Source organism: Hymenobacter coccineus (genome assembly GCF_001816125.1).
GTDB lineage: Bacteria > Bacteroidota > Bacteroidia > Cytophagales > Hymenobacteraceae > Hymenobacter > Hymenobacter coccineus.
Genome location: NZ_MDZA01000024.1, coordinates 1 through 16239, shown reverse-complemented (window position 1 = coordinate 16239; position 16239 = coordinate 1). Strand labels below are relative to the sequence as shown.

The window sequence follows — 16239 nt, the reverse complement described above, 5'->3', positions numbered from 1 at the left end:
CGTGATGAAAACCGCCACCGACTGGATAACCGAACAAGACGCGAAAAATTGGTTTGACCATTGCGGCTATCATGTACAGTAACCTGAGAACTGCTCTAATTAACAATGGCCTCGATAAAATTTGAGTTGAATAAAGTGATATCTGAAGAGATAAAGGAGATAGTATCTGCACGTGATAAAGCAGCTTTTATTCATGGCAGTACAGATATTGATGCAGCAGGCGACCAAGTTGAGAAGAAAGTCAGAGAACTTATAAGCCGTAGACTTCCTGTACTATATTATACCGGACATGGCCATATAGTTGACAAAAACCTTAATTATAATGGTCAGCATGACTTAATTATAGCTGACAACAACGGTTCTCCAGTATTATTTACAGCAGAAAATGGAACAGAATACTTTCCGTATGAATCAGTCTATGCTGTTGCTGAAATAAAATCCACTTATGATTCATCCAAGAAGCCTATTGAAGCATTTATTAATAGAACAAGCAAGATGTATCAGAATCTTCACCGGATAGAAACCTCGCCAACTTATTTGTCTCAAACGATATCGTTTAGTAGCGAATATTTTGAAAATGGGGAGAAGAGGCCTTACAAGAGTAATGTTTTTAAGTTTATGATTTTTGTCGATGGTGGAAACTTTAAACCAGAGCAACTAGAATCTATATATCAGGGAGTTGATAACAAGCTACTGCCTAATTTGATAGTAATCCTGAATAGAGGCATAATAATGAATGCTCAGGTGAGCGATGAAAACAACAAAATTCTTCCTCATCCAATGATGAAATTGTTTCCAGAGTTTAATGACACAATTGGCAAACCCGAGCAATTTGTATGGACTTTTTGGGAAGCAACAGGAGAAAATTCTGCTAACAATTTAGCCTTACTTTATTTTGCCTTAAACGAGCATTTAAACAAATGCTTATTATTAAGGCCTAATTTTATAGAGTATTTTGCTAACATCGGTTTAACAGGATTTAAAAATGTAAAAATTATTAGCGGGCGTTAATCTGAAACTGTATTACTCTGGATATAATGCGCGTAGCCATCTACGCCCGGGTGTCAACGAAGACTAAGGGCCAGGACACCGAGAACCAATTGCACCAGCTGCGGGCGTTTGCGGAGCAGCACGGCACCCTTTACAAGGTGTTCACCGACGAGGAGTCAGGCGGTAAGGCCGACCGCACCGAATTCAAGGCCCTGCTGCTCGAAGCCTACCAGAAGAAATTCGACTTAGTGGTGTTCTGGCGCCTGGACCGCTTCAGTCGCGAGGGGGCCCTGGCCACACTCAAGTACTTGAAGGAGCTGGCCAGCCACGGCGTCGCCTACAAATCCTTCACCGAGCCTTACCTCGACTCGCTGGGGCCCTTCGGCGACGTCATCGTCTCGATGCTGGCCACCATCGCCGCGCAGGACCTGGTCAAGATCCGGGAAAACACCAAGGCCGCCCTTGATAAGAAGAAAGCGGCCGGCATGAAGTTGGGGGCCCCCACCAAGGCCCAGGACGTAATCGACCAGGTGCGCCGGCTAGAGGCGGGCGGGGCCTCCAACCAGGCCATCAGCCGTGCCCTAAAGATGTCACCCAGCACCGTGGCCAAATATCTGGTGGGAAAGGAGTGAAGAAAGGATGGTTTTAGTTTGTAGGGCTGTTACTAAGAGTAGCAAACACTTCACTCTACCCCTATGAATCCAAACGTCGCCACGAGTACACCCTTACCCCCCTCGGCTGTAGTTGCAGTCGAAAAATTCCTAGAGATGAACGACGACCTGCCGGCCCTGTCTACCACCACGCGCCGCATGTTCTTCGAGTTTCTTCGCACCGGCCCGACCCTCACTCCTGAGGAGGTTGAGCACCTGCACGCCCTGGGCGACTTGCTGGCCGCACTGGGTCAGGCCGGCGCCAAATAGAAAAGGGGCTCCAAATCGGGGCCCCTTTTCTATTGCTGGGCATCCAGGGCGTTGAGGTGGGCAATGGCCTGGCGCTTCATGTCGTCGTCGACGTGCACGTATTTCATGGTGGTGCTAATCTTGGCGTGGTCCATCAGCTTCTGGAGCACCGCGGCCTGGCCCCCGCGGCGGATGAACTCGGTGGCGAAGGTTTCGCGGCCCACGTGCCAGTGCAGGCGCGAAAGAATACCCAACTGCTGGCCGATGGCGGTGAGCACCCGGTTGGAGTACTGGTCAGTGTAGTTGCGGAAGCCGGGCAACTCTTCTTCTTCCTGGGCGTCGCGCAAATACCCTAGGGCCTTGTTGGTAAGGGGCAGCAGCGTCTCCTGAAGCGTTTTGGCGTAGGTTTTATGGGCCTTGAACGTCAGCTCCTGGTTCTCCACCTTGCTGCCGTCGATGCGCTTGAGGTCGCCCAGGCGCAGGCTGGACGAGCAGCTGAAGAGGAACTTGGCCAGGATGCGGCGGTGCACCGTGCGGGGCCCCGCAGAGGCGGTAGTAGTGCTCCAGCTTGGCCAGCTCCTCGGTTTTCAGCGGCTTCCACTTACCTGGTTCGTCCCGGTTTTTAAAATTCCGGTAGGGATCGTCGAAGCGCAGCTTGTCTTCTTTGGCCTGGGCCAGGTAGGTTTTGACGTCGCGGTGGCGGCACCAGCGCGTGTTGACGGCGTTGACGTTCTTTTCCAAGTAGCGGTTGAAGTCATCGGCAAATTCAGTGGTTAACGTGTTGAAGGGCACCACCGCGCGGAAGGCAGCCAGGGCGTTGAGGGTGCTGAAGTGGTTTTTGCGGGTAGTGTCGGAAATCTTGCCCTTGCGGTGGCGCTCGATGATTTTATCGCGGAAGTAGGCCACGAAGTCCGTCTTGCTGCCGGACGTTTCAAAGTCGCGCTTGAACCGCTCCAGCGTCATCACCTGCTCGCTTAGGCGCCAGTCCACCTGCACCTTGTTGGCCTTGGCCAGGGCCTGGCCGATGAGCAGGTTGTGCTCGCTGGCGCGCTTGGCCAGGGATTTGGGCGTGCCGCCGAACAGGGCCGCGGCGGCGGCCAGCAGCTGCGGGTAGTCGGCGGGCCGGTCGGCAGGGGGGAGGGCGGCCAGGCACACCCCCTGCGCATCATTGAACAGCCACTCGGGCCAGGCCAGGTCCAGGTTTCGGAACCAGACCTCAGCGTTGATGATGACTTGCATCCGGATGGTGGAAGTGCCGTCAAGTCGAGCTGGGCGCCGCAAATTGATTTTAACAGAGAAATTCATTGTTAAATGAGCGTTAAATGGCGGACGCCAAAAAGCCGAAAAGCGGCCTCTCCAAATTACTGGAAAGGCCGTTTTTCGGCCGATTTGCCCCGTTGGGGGCCAGAAAAGGTTAAAAAGTACCCGGAGCCGGAGTCGAACCGGCACATCTTGCGATATTGGTGTTTGAGACCAACGCGTCTACCGGTTCCGCCATCCGGGCAGGATGAGTTTTGCAGAACAATTCCGCTCTGCCGGTATCAGGAGCGGGCCGCAAAGGTAGCCACTTGCCGCTGGATGCGCAACAGGTAGCGCTTCTTTAGATAATAAGTAAGCACTTGGCGCAGGGCGGCGGGGCGGTGGTCGGCGGGAAGCTGTTCGTAGCCAGCGAGTACGGGCTCGATGCCAGCGTCGAGGGTGTCGGCCAAAGCTTGCGCTTCGGCGGCCACGGGGCCCACGGCAGCGGGGTTGGGGTCCATTTCTAGCTCCATGAGTTGCTCGTTGAGGTCCATGACGTCCATCAAGAAATCGGGCGGGAGCTGCTCCGACTGGCCTTCCACCAGCAGGCCGTGGTGGCGCAGTAGGTAGGCCATGCGCTGGTCGGCGTCGGCCAGGGTACGGTAAGCGTCGGTGTTGAGGGTGGCCTGGCGCAGCATTTCGGCCTGGTTGTCGGGGGCCGAGGTGGCGTGAAAATCGGGATGCGTTTCGCGGCTTTTGGCGTAGTAAAGGCGCTTGAGAGCCGCCTCGTCGGGCCGGAACGACTCGGGCAGGCTGTAGAAAGCGAAGTAGTCGGCAGGGGCGGTATCGGGCATGAGGCGAAGGTAAGGCGGCGCGGGGCCGGGCGGTGGGCCTCTGCTTACCGCTAAAGTCGCCCGATGGTTTTGCCCGGTTCGGCGGCATAATGGCGGGCCCCGGCGAGTAGGGCCCCGCGGAGTTGGCCAACGGCGGCGTCTTTTCGTTAGCGATGGAATAATCTCTTTCTATGGTGCTTACTATCTTCCCATTCGTTCGTTGGATGCGCCTTGCTGCTCTGTTGGGGCCCCTGCTAGGGCTGGCCGTGGCCTGCGTTGGCAAAAAAGAAGATGCCGACGGCGCCGCCGCGGGCGGCAAGGGCCCCAGCGGCAAAGACAGCGGCCCGCCCAAGATCCTGCCCTACGCCGTAGTGCAGGTGCAGCCGCGCACCACGGTGCTCTACAACGATTTTCCGGCCACTATTCAGGGCCAGCAAAACGTAGAAATCCGGCCCAAGGTGGACGGCTTCGTGGAGGCCATCTACGTGGACGAGGGGGCCCCCGTGAAGAAGGGGCAGCCATTGTTCCACATCAACGCGCCGCAGTACGAGGAAGCAGTAAATACAGCCCAGGCTGGTATCCAAACCGCCGTAGCCAACGTGAATTCCGCCCGTATGGGCGTCGAAAAGCTGCGCCCGCTGGTGAGTAAAGATATTATTAGCCCCTACGCGCTGCAAGAGGCGCAGTACACCCTGCAAGGCCAGGAGGCGGCCCTGGCCCAGGCCCGCGCCACGCTGGCCAACGCCCGCACCAACGTGGGCTACACCCGCATCGTGAGCCCGGTTGACGGCGTGGTAGGCACCATCCCCAATAAAATCGGCAGCCTTATCAGCACTGCCTCCACCGACCCGCTCACCACCGTCACGGGCATTGCCAACGTCTACGCCTACTTCTCGCTGAACGAGAAAAGCCTGCTCAACTTCACCCGCGACAGCCCCGGCAATACGCTGCAAGAAAAGCTGGCCCACCGGCCCAACGTGCAGCTGCTGCTGGCCGACGGCACCCTCTACAAGCAGCTGGGCCGGGTGGAAACCGCTATTGGCCAGATTAATACCCAAACGGGCTCCAGTGGCTTCCGGGCCTCGTTCAGCAACCCGCAAGGGCTGCTGCGCAACGGCAGCAGCGGCACCATCCGCGCGCCACGCACCATTAAGGACGCGCTGCTGGTACCGCAAAGCGCTACCTATGAGCTGCAAGGCAAGCAGTTTGTGTACGTGGTGGGCCCCGGCAACAAGGTGCACAACACCCAGATTACGGTGCAGCCCACGCCCGACGGCCAGTTTTTTGTGGTGCGTTCGGGCCTGAAAAAGGGCCAAACTATCGTGCTCGAAGGCGTAAATGGCCTCAAGGACAACGGCCAGATCAAACCTCGCCCGGTGCAGGCCGACAGCGTGTTTGCCGCCTCGCTGGCCAAGGCCGGGAATGAGAACAAGTAAGAATGCACGGGCAGAAAAGAACGTCATGCTGAGCGTAGCCGAAGCATCTCTACTACTTCGTTGCTCTAATTGAGTTAGTCGAGCGGGAGAGATGCTTCGACAAGCTCAGCATGACGGCCTGCCCGTTTCATAGTGCTATAACCGGTTCATTATCAACCTATGCTAAAAATATTCATTGAGCGGCCGGTGTTGTCCACGGTAATTTCCGTGCTCATTGTGTTGCTCGGGCTGCTGGGGCTGTACGCGCTGCCCATTGCCCAATACCCCGATATTTCGCCGCCCACGGTGCAGGTGTCGGCCTCGTACAGCGGGGCCAGCGCCGACGTGGTGCAGAAAAGCGTGATTGTGCCCCTGGAGGAGCAAATCAACGGCGTGGAGGGCATGACGTACATGACCTCGACGGCCACCAACGAGGGCGGGGCCACCATCCAGGTGTACTTCAATGTGGGCACCGACGGCGACCAGGCCGCCGTGAACGTGCAGAACCGCGTGGCCAGCGCCACCAGCGTGCTGCCCCAGGAAGTAACCCAGGCCGGCGTGCAGGTGCGCAAGCGTCAGACCAGCAACCTGATAACGGCGTCTATCTACAGCGACGACCCGGCCTACGACCAAACCTTTCTCCAGAACTACGCCGAAATCAACATCATCCCGCAGCTCAAGCGGGTGAACGGCGTGGGCGACGCCACGGCCTCAGGCCAGCGCACCTACTCGATGCGCATCTGGCTAAAGCCCGACGTGATGGCCAACTACGGCCTCACGCCCGCCGACGTGTCCACGGCCCTCAACCAGCAAAGCCTGGAAGCGGCCCCCGGCAAGTTCGGCGAAAACGGCGCCCAGTCGTTCCAGTACATCATCAAGTACACCGGCAAGCTCCAGTCGCCGGAGGCGTTCGGCAACATCATCCTACGCGACCAGGCCCAGGGCCAGATTCTGCGGCTCAAAGATGTGGCCCGCGTTGAGTTAGGGGCCCAGGCCTACAACACCCGCGTGACGGTGAACGGCAAGCCTTCCGTGAGCGTATCGGTGAACCAGGTGGCGGGCTCCAACGCCTCGCAGGTGATTGAAGACGCCAAAGCCGCGCTGGCCCTGGCGGCCAAGGATTTCCCGGCCGGCGTGCACTACACACTGCTCGTTGACATCAACAAGTTCCTGAATGCCAGCATCGAAAAAGTGATTCATACGCTGCTGGAGTGCTTCGCACTGGTGTTTTTAGTGATTTTCCTGTTCCTCCAGGATTTCCGGTCCACCATCATCCACGGCGTGTCGGTGCCGGTGTCCATTTTGGGTACGTTTTTCTTTCTGTACATATTCGGGTTTAGCATCAATTTACTGACGCTCTTTGCGTTGGTGCTGGCCATCGGCATTGTGGTGGACGACGCCATTGTGGTGGTGGAGGCCGTGCACGCCAAGCTCGAAAGCGGCTACACGTCCTCGCGCAAGGCGGCCATCGACGCCATGGGTGAAATCTCGGGGGCCATCGTCAGCATTACGCTCGTGATGGCGGCAGTGTTCGTGCCGGTCACGTTCATCGGGGGCTCTACGGGGGTGTTTTACAAGCAGTTCGGCATCACGCTGGCGGTGGCCATCCTCATCTCGGCCGTGAACGCCCTGACCCTGTGCCCGGCCCTGGCGGCGCTGTTCCTCAAGCCCCCGGCGCACAACGAAGAGCTCAAGGAAGGGGAGAAGCGCACGTACATGCAGCGCTTCGGCGTGGCTTTTAACGCGGGCTACGACGCGCTGGTGGGCAAGTACACCGCCGGCGTGGGCTTTCTCACGGCGCGCAAGTGGCTGGCGCTGGTGCTGGTGGGCCTGTTCGGCGGGGCCCTGTACCTGCTGATGGCCAACACGCCGTCGAGCTTCGTGCCGCGCGAAGACATGGGCACGCTCTTCGTGAACATCACCCTGCCGCCGGCCGCTTCGCTCGAACGCAGCGCCGTCATTGCCGACGAGGTGGACAGTATCTCGCGCACCATTCCGGCCGTGGCCAACGCCCTGCGCACGGTGGGCCGGAACTCGCTGGCCGGCCAGGGCAGCTCCTACGCCCAGGAAATCATCGCCCTCAAGAACTGGGACGACCGCCCGGGCGTGACCAACGAGGACGTGATTGCGCTGCTGAAGAAGAAAACCGCCCACATCCGCGACGCCAAGCTGGTGTTTACCTCGCTGCCCACCATCTCGGGTTTCGGCCTGAACGGCGGCTTTGAGTTCCAGTTGCAAGACCGTGGGGCCCACAGCACCGACGAGTTTTATAAGGTGGCCCAGAGCTTCTTGGGGGCCCTGGCCGAGCGGCCCGAAATCCAGTACGCCACCACCTCCTTCGACCCCACGTTTCCGCAGTACTTGCTAAGCGTGAACGCCGTGAAGTGCGCCGAGGCCGGCTTGCCCGTCAGCGGCATCCTGGCCGTGATGCAGGGCTACTACGGCAGCCTGTACGCCTCCAACTTCAACGATTTTGGCAAGCAATACCGGGTGGTTATTCAGGCCGATACGAACTACCGGGCCAACATTGCCGGCCTGGGCAAGGTGCAGGTGCGCACCGGCTCCGGGGTGATGGCGCCCATCACCGAATTCGTGACCCTGACGCGCGTGTACGGCCCCGAGAGTGTGGCCCGCTTCAACCTCTACAACTCGATGGCCGTGCAGGGCTCGCCCAACGTGGGCTTCAGCACCGGCCAGGCCATTACGGCCATCCAGGCCGCCGCCGCCCAGCACCTGCCGCCGGGCTACAGCTACGAGTTTTCGGGCCTGAGCCGCGAGGAACAGAGCAGTGGCACGCAGTCCATTTACGTGTTTGCGCTGTGCCTGGTGTTTGTGTACCTGCTGCTTAGTGCACAGTACGAGAGCTACTTGCTACCATTTGCGGTGCTGCTTTCGCTGCCCGTGGGGCTCACCGGTACCTTCGTGTTTGCCAAGCTCTTCGGCATCGACAACAACATCTACCTCCAGATTTCGGTGATCATGCTCATCGGCTTGCTTTCCAAAAACGCCATCCTCATTGTAGAGTTTGCCGCCGAGCGCCGCCTCAAAGGGCTCAGCATTGCCGATGCCGCGCTGGAAGGGGCTAAGGCCCGCCTGCGGCCAATTTTGATGACCTCGTTTGCCTTCATTTTCGGGCTGATGCCGCTGCTGTTTGCCAGCGGCGCGGGGGCCAACGGCAACCGCTCCATTGGGGCCGGGGCCATCGGCGGCATGCTGTTCGGCACCCTGCTGGGCGTGTTCGTCATCCCGGTGCTCTACATGATTTTTGAGGGTTTGCAGGAGCGCATCAGCGGGCCGCCCAAGGAGCGCCTGGAGCAGCTGCAGCGCGAGGAAGCCGAAGGAGCCCCCGCGCCGAAGGAACCCAAACCAGAGACTGCCCCGGAGCCCGTGGCGGGGTAGGGCAGGGGCCCCAGGATGTATTGATTTAATCGACGTATTATGTTAGCCGTGAAAGTATTGCCGTCGAAAATTGCCCGCCGCTGGGGCCCCTGGCTGGCGCTGCCACTGCTGGCCGCGTGCGGCGTGCTGCACCCCTACCAGGGCCCCGAGGCCGCCGCACCCACCCTGTACCGGGGCGTGGCCGCGGGTGCCGACACGGCCACCATCGCCACGCAGCCCTGGCGCGCGGTGTTTGCCGACGCCCAGCTGCAAAAGCTGCTCGAAGAAGGCCTGGCCCAAAACCTGGACCTGCGCATTGCCCTCACCCGCATCCAGCGCGCCGAGGCCAACCTGGCCCAAAGCCGGGCCGCATTCCTGCCCAGCCTCTCCGTGCGGGGCAGCGCCACCGAGGCCCGCTCGAACGGCACCGCCGGCGTGGGCACCATCACGGGCACGGGCACCGGGGGCACTACTGGCACGGGCACGGGTGGTACAGGCACCGGAACCGGCGGCACGGGCACGGGTGGGACGGGTACAGGTACGGGCGGTACGGGTACCGGGACGGGTACGGGCACCACCACCGACCCCAGTACGGTGGTTACCAGCCGGTTCAACCAGCAGTACCTGCTCACGCTCAGTTCGAGTTGGGAGGCCGATGTGTGGGGCAAGCTGCGCAGCAACAAGCGCAGCTACGTGGCCGCGCTGCTGCAAAGCGAAGCCTACCGCCGCACCGTGCAAACCCAGCTGTTGGCCAACGTGGCTAACTATTACTACCTGCTGCTGGCCTACGACGAGCAGCTCGCCATCACCCGCCAAACGGTGCAAAACCGCATCAACGACGTGGAGGTGACTAAGCTGCTGAAAAACGCGGCCATTCTGACCGGGGCCGCCGTGGCCCAGAGCGAGGCTAACCGCTACGCCGCCGAAGTGACCATTCCGGACCTGGAGCGCAACGTGCGCGAAACCGAGAACTCGCTGAGCATCTTGCTGAATAGGGCCCCGGGGCCCGTGGAGCGCAGCACCCTGGCTGCCCAAACCCAGCCCGCGCTATTGCAAACCGGCGTGCCCGGCCAGCTGCTGCGCAACCGCCCCGACGTGCAGGAGGCCGAAGCCCTGTAACGCGCCTACTTCGAGCAAACCAACGCCGCGCGGGCCTATTTCTACCCCTCGTTCACCATCACCGCCAACGGGGGCCTCACCAACACCACCATCCGCGACCTGTTTTCGCCCAGCGCCGTGTTCGGCTCGCTGGTGGGCGGCGTGGTGCAGCCCATCTTCAACCAGGGCCTAAACCGGGCCCGGCTGCGCAACGCCCAGGGCCTGGAGGACGAGTACCGCTTCACCTACCAGCAAACGCTGCTCGGCGCCGGCCAGGAAGTATCGAACGCACTGTACGCCTACGAAACCGCCGGCCAGAAAGTCGCCATCCGCACCAACCAGCTCGTGGCCCTGCGGCGCGCCGTCGACTTCACCCAGGAGCTGCTCAAATACAGCTCGGCCACCTACACCGACGTGCTGACCTCGCAGCAAAGCTTGCTTGCCGCCCAACTCAGCAGCGTGAACGACCGCCTCCAACAGCTCCAGGCCACCACCGAGCTCTACCGCGCCCTCGGCGGCGGCTGGCGCTAGGGTCCCGGGGGGGCCGGGCGGTTGGTCGGGGTAGGAAATTGGTCAGGCTGGAAAACTGGGACGGGGCGACAAAATTGGATCGGTTGTGAACCAGACAGCTACTGAGCCGTAAGGGAGCGGTAGTTTTCTTACATACCTACCAATCGCGCATGAAACGCATTTTTTCCTACCCGGCTGCGCTGGCCGCCGCCGGCCTGCTGCTGGGCGGCTGCAACAGCAAGCCCACCGAAACCGACACTAGCAAAACCGCCGTGGTCGTACCCGGTGAAACCAACGCCGCCTCCGATAGCACCGCCACCGTGGCCACGGCCGCCGGCACCGGCGCCGTGAAGCCCACCGGCCCCAAGCCCGCCTGGGGCCCCACCATTGCCCCCGAAATGCAGGCCGTGATTGAGCAGCTGATGAGCTTCAAAGTGCCGCCGCTCACCTCGCTCACGCCCCAAGCCGCCCGCAAAAACCCCACCGCCGCCGACGCGGCCATGAAGGAAATGAAGGTGGCCGGCATCCCCATGCCTCCCATGAACGTGGACACCGTGGGCAAAACCCTGGTGCCCGGCGTGAAGGCCCGCATCTACACGCCCAAAACGGGCACGGCGCCGTTCCCCGTCATCGTGTACTACCACGGCGGCGGCTGGGTAATTGCCGGCGTCGATACCTACAGCTCGTCGGCCCAGGCCTTGGCCGAGGACGTGGGCGCTGTGGTGGTGTCGGTGGCCTACCGCCAGGCCCCGGAGCACAAGTTCCCGACGGCCCACGACGACAGCTTTGCTGCCTACCAGTGGGTGCTGAAGAACGCCGCCAGCATCAAAGGCGACCCGAAAAACGTGGCCGTGGTGGGCGAAAGCGCCGGCGGCGGCCTCGCTGGGGCAGTTAGCATGATGGCCCGCGATAAGAAGGTGGCCCTGCCCAAGTACCAGGTGTTGGTGTACCCCATCGCCGGCTACGACCAAAACACGCCTTCCTACCTGAAAGCCACCGACTACGTGCCCTTGAACAAGGCCGCTATGGGCTGGTTTTTCAAGAACTACCTGCGCACCCCCGCCGATGGCAAGGATCCGCGCATCGACCTGGTGAACGCTAACCTGAAGGGTTTGCCGCCTACCACCATCATTGGTGCCGAACTGGACCCGCTGATGAGCGAGGGCAAAACCCTGGCCGACAACCTGGAAAAAGCCGGCGTGAAAGTGGACTACAAGCTGTACCCCGGCACAACGCACGAGTTTTACGGCATGGGCGCCGTGGTGCCCCAGGCCAAAGAAGCCGAGCAGCTCGCCGCCGCCGACCTGAAAAAGGCGTTCGGCAAGTAGTCTTTGCTGCTTCGTTTTGAGCAAAACAGGGCCCCCGCTATCGTCGGTAGGGGCCCTGTTTTGCGTTCAACCCGTCCCAACCTCACGAGACCCCTGCGGGACGGGTTCCTCTCCTGCGGATAGGAGTGCGTTCAAGTTGCTCGTTTAGTAAATAAGGTTCAGGTACTGGCACCCCTCTCCGCAGGAGAGGGGCCGGGGGTGAGGTTCCGCCCGGGGCCCTATTCCACCTTGAAGCGCACGTCCACCTGCGAGTCAAAATACTGGCCCAGTAGCTCGGCGGCATTGCCTTCGCAAATGCCTAGGCACAAGTAATCCTGGCTGTTGAACACGACGACGGCCTCGCCGGCGGGCGCAGCCGAAAAGTGCGGCCGCACCTCCTTCACTACCTCGCGCCCGAAGTGCACACTCAACGGCCGGCCGTGCCCGACGGCCTCCACGGCGGCGCGCGAGATGTTGGTAATCAGGTTGCCGTAGTGATCCACGTGTGCCACGTGGCCCGTGATGCGGTGGTCCTGTAGGCGTAGCTGGCGGTTGGTGCGCACGTACAGGTCGCTCACCAGGGGCCCCAGGCTGGCCAGCGGCGCGCCCTGGGCCAGGGCCACGGCGGCGGGCAGCAGCACGTCGCGGGTGGGCGAGGCGGTGACGGCGGCCGGCAGTGCCACCCACGCTTCCGGGGCCCCGTCGCAGAGCAGGGCCAGGATGCCGTTGTCGGCCACGGCGAAGTAGTGGCCCTGGTACTGGGCCGCGTGCCACACCGGCTCGGGGCCCGCGCCGTGGTCCTTCACGCCCACCACATGCACGGTGCCCAGTGGAAAGTCGCGAAACACGGCTTGGAGAACGTGGACGGCGTGCGCGGTGTTGAAGGGTTCGACGCCGTGGCTGATGTCGACTACCGGCACGCCGGGGGCTAGGCGCAGCAGCCGGGCCTTGAGCGCCGCCACGTAGTGGTCGCGGTAGCCAAAATCCGTCAGCAGCGTTATCAGTCCCAATCCCATGCCCGCGTTCCGTAGTTTTTCGTAGTATTGTTATGCCGCCCGCGCCGGGGCAAAAGTAGCCGGTGCGGGCGCATTCCCGGGCCGTTTTGGGCAGCCCGGGGCCCTAGTTTTTCATCACTCCCTCACCTCCAAAAGATTGGTCGAAAAAGTCATCACCCTTGAAAGCGTCTCCCTGGTGGATTTCCTCGGGGCCGATAATGTAAACATCCGCCTGCTGGCGGCCGCGTTCCCGGGCTCGAAAATCATCAGCCGCGGCAACGAAATCAAAATCCAGGGCCAGACGGTCGTCATTGCCCGCATCAACGACATCCTCAGCTCGCTCATCGAGCACTACCACCAGTACGGCATCGTCACGGAGCGCGACGTGCACCAGTACCTCTCCGCCACCAGCGAGGAGGCCGAGGGCCGCGTGCTGGCCGCCTCGCCCGACGTGATTCTGTTCGGGGCCAAGGGCGGCGTCATCAAGGCCAAAACGCCCAACCAGCAGAAGCTGGTGGACACCGTGATGAAGCACGATTTGACCTTCACGCTGGGCCCCGCCGGTACCGGCAAAACCTACATTTCGGTGGCCCTGGCCGTGCGGGCGCTTAAGAACAAAGAAGTTAAAAAAATCATCATCTCGCGCCCCGTGGTAGAGGCCGGCGAAAGCCTGGGCTTTTTGCCCGGCGACATGAAGGAGAAGGTGGACCCCTACCTGCGCCCGATTTACGACGCCTTGGAGGACATGATTCCGGCCGAAAAGCTGAAGTTTTACCAGGAGAACAAGATCATCGAAATCGCGCCCCTGGCCTACATGCGCGGCCGCACGCTCAACAACGCCTTCGTGTTGCTCGACGAGGCCCAGAACACCACGCCGAGCCAGATCAAGATGTTCTTGACCCGGATGGGCCCCACGGCCAAGGTGATGGTGAACGGCGACCGCAGCCAGATTGACCTGCCCACGCGCCAGAAATCGGGCCTGATGCAAGCCATGGACATCCTGAAAAACGTGCAGGGCATCGGCTACGTCGAGATGACCTCCGAAGACGTGGTGCGCCACCGCCTGGTGAAGGAAATCGTGGAAGCCTACGACAAGTTTGACACCGACGAAATGAGCCGCCAGGCCGCCCAGGCCGGGGCCCCGCCCCGCCGCGACGAGCGCCACGAGCGCCGCCTGCGCGAGCAGCAGGAAGCCGGGGCCCCCACGCCCGAAACTGAGCTGCCCGTGAACCACGAGCAGGGCCTGTAAAAAACGAAAGGCCAAAAAAGAACCCCGTGCTTTTTACGAGCACGGGGTTCTTTTTTGGCCTTGCTATTTCTTCCGCAGCTACCCCGGCAGCCCCGCGCCGGAACCGGGCTGAAATAGCCGCCGTTCGGCGTAAAAAGCCCCGAAGGGTAGTACCGATAGCACCAAGCCCAGCCCAAACTTGCCCACCGACCAGCGCCGCTCGACGGTGTTTTGCAACAGCAGCAGCACGTAAGCCACAAACAACACCCCGTGCATGAGCCCCACCACGCGCACCGCCGCTGGCTCGTGCGCCAGGTATTTGAGCGGCATGGCCACGCCCAGCAGCAGCAGCAGCGACGCGCCTTCCAGGATGCTAATGGCCCGCAGCCGGGCCAGGGGAGTCAGGATAAATTTAAACATAAAATATTGGTAAATAAATAGTTGGTGTGAGATAGACGGCGAAAGTGCGCAAGCCCCCGGGGCCCCAATTGAGTGGGTTGCCCGGGTCATTTCAGTGCAAATATCGGCCAGGACCGCGCTTGGCTCCCCGGTGGAAAGCGGCGGCCAGCCCCGGGCTAGCCGCGGCCCGCGGGCCACGCGGCGCAAATGCGTGGCCCGCGCCGGATATTTGCCCCCAGTTCCTCCCGATTCCCGCCTGCCATGTCCGCTTCTGCCTACCGCATCACCGATTTGCGCGACCTCGACGCCGCTTTTACCATCCGCGAAACCGTGTTTGTGGCCGGCCAGGGCGTGCCCGCCGACCTGGAAAACGACGAGCACGACCGCCGCGACGCCCGCCACTACCTGGCCCGCGCCACCGAGGGCACGCCCGCCGGGGCCGCCCGCTGGCGCGAAACCGAAAACGGCGTGAAGCTCGAGCGCTTCGCCGTGCTCGAAGCGTTTCGCAACCAGGAAATCGGGGCCACGCTGCTGCACGCCGTGCTGGCCGACGTGCGCGCCGAGCTGCCTGACAAAGAAGTGTACCTGAACGCTCAGCTCCGCGCCGTGCCGTTCTACGAGCGCCACGGCTTCTTGAAGGAAGGCGAGATGTTTGAGGAAGCCGGCCTCCAGCACTACCGCATGGTGCTGCGATAGGCCCCCATTACAGCAAGGCCGGGCGCTGGGTGATTTCGTGGTAGCACACGTGGGCCGGGCTGAAGTAGTGGAACACCATGCTGCGGCGCGTCATGGCATCGTCGCGGTGCGGATCGCCGCCGTGCAGCAGGTTGGCGTGCCAGATGAACACGTCGCCCTTTTTGGCCAGAAAAACTTCTTTTTGCAGGCCCAGCGCAGCCACGCGGCCCTCGATGAACCGCTCGTAGGCAGCGTAGTTTTTGTCGCCGATGAGCCATGCGGTGCCCTCGTTTTGGTAGTCGGCGTTGAGGTAGTAGGGCAGTGCGTGGCTGCCGGGGTAGTAGTGCAGGGGCCCGTTGCCGGGTGTGATGTCTTCGAGCGCCACCCAGGCCGCGGCCAGCCCGCCGAGCGGGTACGTGCTCATGTGGATGCTATCGGAGTGGGTGCGCTGCTCGCTGCCGCGGAGGAAGTTAATGCTCTGAAACAGTTGGGCTTCGTGGCCCAGCAGGGCCGATATCAGGTCGCGCAGGCCCGAAGCCTCGCCCGCGTGCCGGATGCGGGCCGATTGGCGAAAAGCAAACATGAACTTGTTTCCGTAGCGCAGGCCAATCTGCTTTCGGGCAATGAGCTGCGCTAGGTCGGCGTTGATGCCATCCACTAATTCGGCGCTGAAAAAACCGGGCAGCACGGCAAAGCCGTCATCGTCGAAGCTCAGCAGGCTGGCCTGCCCGGCCGCGCCCAGGGCCCCAAAGGCGGGGCACGCCGCCAGCCGCTGGGCCAGGGCGGGCCCGGTGCTGGCGTCGGGCACGGGCAAGTGGGCAAAGTCGCGGCTGCTGACGGGCGAAAAGTAGCGCTTGTTCAGCCCCAGCCGCTTATAAACCGGTACGTTGTGCAGCAGCCGGCTACGCTGGAAAATGTTGTAAACGGCGTAGCTGAGCTTGAGGCGGCGAACGAAGGAAAGCATCGGAAGGGCAGAAGGTAGGCCTCCAAGATAATGGTGGCCAGCGGCTCGGGCGAAACGCGCCGCCGGCCCGGCCGCGCGGGCGCTTTTCGCCCGAGCCGCTGGTTTTGCCGGCCAGCTACTAAATTGCTGGGCCCCGCGCTTTCGCTGGGTCTCGCACAAAGATGATTACCTGGGCTACGTTTCCTTTCCTGCGCTATACCCCCGCGCTGATTTTGGGCATTGTGGCCTACCTGGTGCTGGGCGCCGGCTGGCCCGCGCTGTGGCCGGGGGCCCTGGGCCTGGCCGCCGCCAGCGCGGCGCTGCTGGCCG

The 16239-nt window shown here is 61.5% G+C and carries 15 protein-coding genes, 1 tRNA gene and 1 pseudogene; 10 read left to right on the top strand and 7 right to left on the bottom strand.

Annotated elements, in window-relative coordinates:
* The first annotated feature begins 135 nt into the window (after nt 1-135).
* The 3 genes from BEN49_RS26520 to BEN49_RS26515 all read left to right on the top strand — a co-directional run bounded on the left by BEN49_RS26520 (nt 136) and on the right by BEN49_RS26515 (nt 1910).
* Nucleotides 136-1011 (top strand): DUF6602 domain-containing protein, encoded by an 876-nt coding sequence (locus BEN49_RS26520; RefSeq protein ID WP_141765604.1) that lies wholly within the window; start codon nt 136-138, stop codon nt 1009-1011.
* Nucleotides 1012-1037: 26 nt separating this feature from the next.
* On the top strand, nt 1038-1622 hold the full coding sequence (locus tag BEN49_RS02230; RefSeq protein WP_070740163.1) for a recombinase family protein: 585 nt from the start codon (nt 1038-1040) through the stop codon (nt 1620-1622).
* Between the two features lie 63 nt (nt 1623-1685).
* A complete protein-coding gene (locus BEN49_RS26515; protein ID WP_125916421.1) occupies nt 1686-1910 on the top strand; it encodes a hypothetical protein in 225 nt (74 codons plus the stop codon).
* A gap of 29 nt (nt 1911-1939) precedes the next feature.
* Here BEN49_RS26515 and BEN49_RS29140 read toward each other — a convergent pair whose 3' ends face one another.
* The 4 genes from BEN49_RS29140 to BEN49_RS02210 all read right to left on the bottom strand — a co-directional run bounded on the left by BEN49_RS29140 (nt 1940) and on the right by BEN49_RS02210 (nt 3982).
* The gene (locus tag BEN49_RS29140; RefSeq protein ID WP_239691780.1) at nt 1940-2371 is read right to left on the bottom strand and encodes a tyrosine-type recombinase/integrase; all 432 of its coding nucleotides are present in this window, start codon (nt 2369-2371) and stop codon (nt 1940-1942) included.
* Nucleotides 2298-3194, bottom strand: a complete 897-nt coding sequence (locus tag BEN49_RS02220) for a phage integrase SAM-like domain-containing protein (RefSeq protein WP_083325690.1) — start codon at nt 3192-3194, stop codon at nt 2298-2300. Before BEN49_RS02220 ends, BEN49_RS29140 begins: the two co-directional genes overlap by 74 nt.
* Nucleotides 3195-3311: 117 nt before the next feature.
* Nucleotides 3312-3393, bottom strand: a tRNA-Leu gene (locus tag BEN49_RS02215).
* 37 nt (nt 3394-3430) lie between these two features.
* The gene (locus BEN49_RS02210; protein ID WP_070740154.1) at nt 3431-3982 is read right to left on the bottom strand and encodes an iron-sulfur cluster co-chaperone HscB C-terminal domain-containing protein; all 552 of its coding nucleotides are present in this window, start codon (nt 3980-3982) and stop codon (nt 3431-3433) included.
* 203 nt (nt 3983-4185) lie between these two features.
* On the opposite strand from BEN49_RS02210, the gene BEN49_RS02205 reads away from it, so the two are divergent.
* The 5 genes and pseudogenes from BEN49_RS02205 to BEN49_RS02185 all read left to right on the top strand — a co-directional run bounded on the left by BEN49_RS02205 (nt 4186) and on the right by BEN49_RS02185 (nt 11690).
* On the top strand, nt 4186-5397 hold the full coding sequence (locus BEN49_RS02205) for an efflux RND transporter periplasmic adaptor subunit (RefSeq protein ID WP_070740150.1): 1212 nt from the start codon (nt 4186-4188) through the stop codon (nt 5395-5397).
* Nucleotides 5398-5556: 159 nt separating this feature from the next.
* On the top strand, nt 5557-8775 hold the full coding sequence (locus tag BEN49_RS02200) for an efflux RND transporter permease subunit (protein ID WP_070740148.1): 3219 nt from the start codon (nt 5557-5559) through the stop codon (nt 8773-8775).
* 48 nt (nt 8776-8823) lie between these two features.
* Nucleotides 8824-9873: a TolC family protein gene (locus BEN49_RS25220; protein ID WP_158022725.1), complete on the top strand. Its 1050-nt coding sequence runs from the start codon at nt 8824-8826 to the stop codon at nt 9871-9873.
* A gap of 15 nt (nt 9874-9888) precedes the next feature.
* Nucleotides 9889-10383 (top strand): annotated as a pseudogene (locus BEN49_RS26510) (TolC family protein); the annotation flags it as partial.
* Nucleotides 10384-10532: 149 nt separating this feature from the next.
* Nucleotides 10533-11690 (top strand): alpha/beta hydrolase, encoded by a 1158-nt coding sequence (locus BEN49_RS02185; protein WP_070740142.1) that lies wholly within the window; start codon nt 10533-10535, stop codon nt 11688-11690.
* Nucleotides 11691-11908: 218 nt separating this feature from the next.
* On the opposite strand, the gene BEN49_RS02180 is transcribed toward BEN49_RS02185, so the two are convergent.
* On the bottom strand, nt 11909-12685 hold the full coding sequence (locus BEN49_RS02180) for an SAM hydrolase/SAM-dependent halogenase family protein (RefSeq protein ID WP_239691778.1): 777 nt from the start codon (nt 12683-12685) through the stop codon (nt 11909-11911).
* Nucleotides 12686-12821: 136 nt separating this feature from the next.
* On the opposite strand from BEN49_RS02180, the gene BEN49_RS02175 reads away from it, so the two are divergent.
* On the top strand, nt 12822-13913 hold the full coding sequence (locus BEN49_RS02175; protein WP_083325689.1) for a PhoH family protein: 1092 nt from the start codon (nt 12822-12824) through the stop codon (nt 13911-13913).
* A 78-nt stretch (nt 13914-13991) separates the two neighbouring features.
* On the opposite strand, the gene BEN49_RS02170 is transcribed toward BEN49_RS02175, so the two are convergent.
* The gene (locus BEN49_RS02170; protein WP_070740136.1) at nt 13992-14312 is read right to left on the bottom strand and encodes a DUF3817 domain-containing protein; all 321 of its coding nucleotides are present in this window, start codon (nt 14310-14312) and stop codon (nt 13992-13994) included.
* A 240-nt stretch (nt 14313-14552) separates the two neighbouring features.
* Between BEN49_RS02170 and BEN49_RS02165 the strand changes: the two genes are divergently transcribed.
* Nucleotides 14553-14987, top strand: coding sequence for a GNAT family N-acetyltransferase (locus BEN49_RS02165; protein WP_070740132.1), 435 nt, complete (start codon nt 14553-14555; stop codon nt 14985-14987).
* Nucleotides 14988-14994: 7 nt separating this feature from the next.
* Here BEN49_RS02165 and BEN49_RS02160 read toward each other — a convergent pair whose 3' ends face one another.
* Nucleotides 14995-15930, bottom strand: a complete 936-nt coding sequence (locus BEN49_RS02160; protein ID WP_070740129.1) for a phytanoyl-CoA dioxygenase family protein — start codon at nt 15928-15930, stop codon at nt 14995-14997.
* Between the last annotated feature and the right edge of the window lie 309 nt (nt 15931-16239).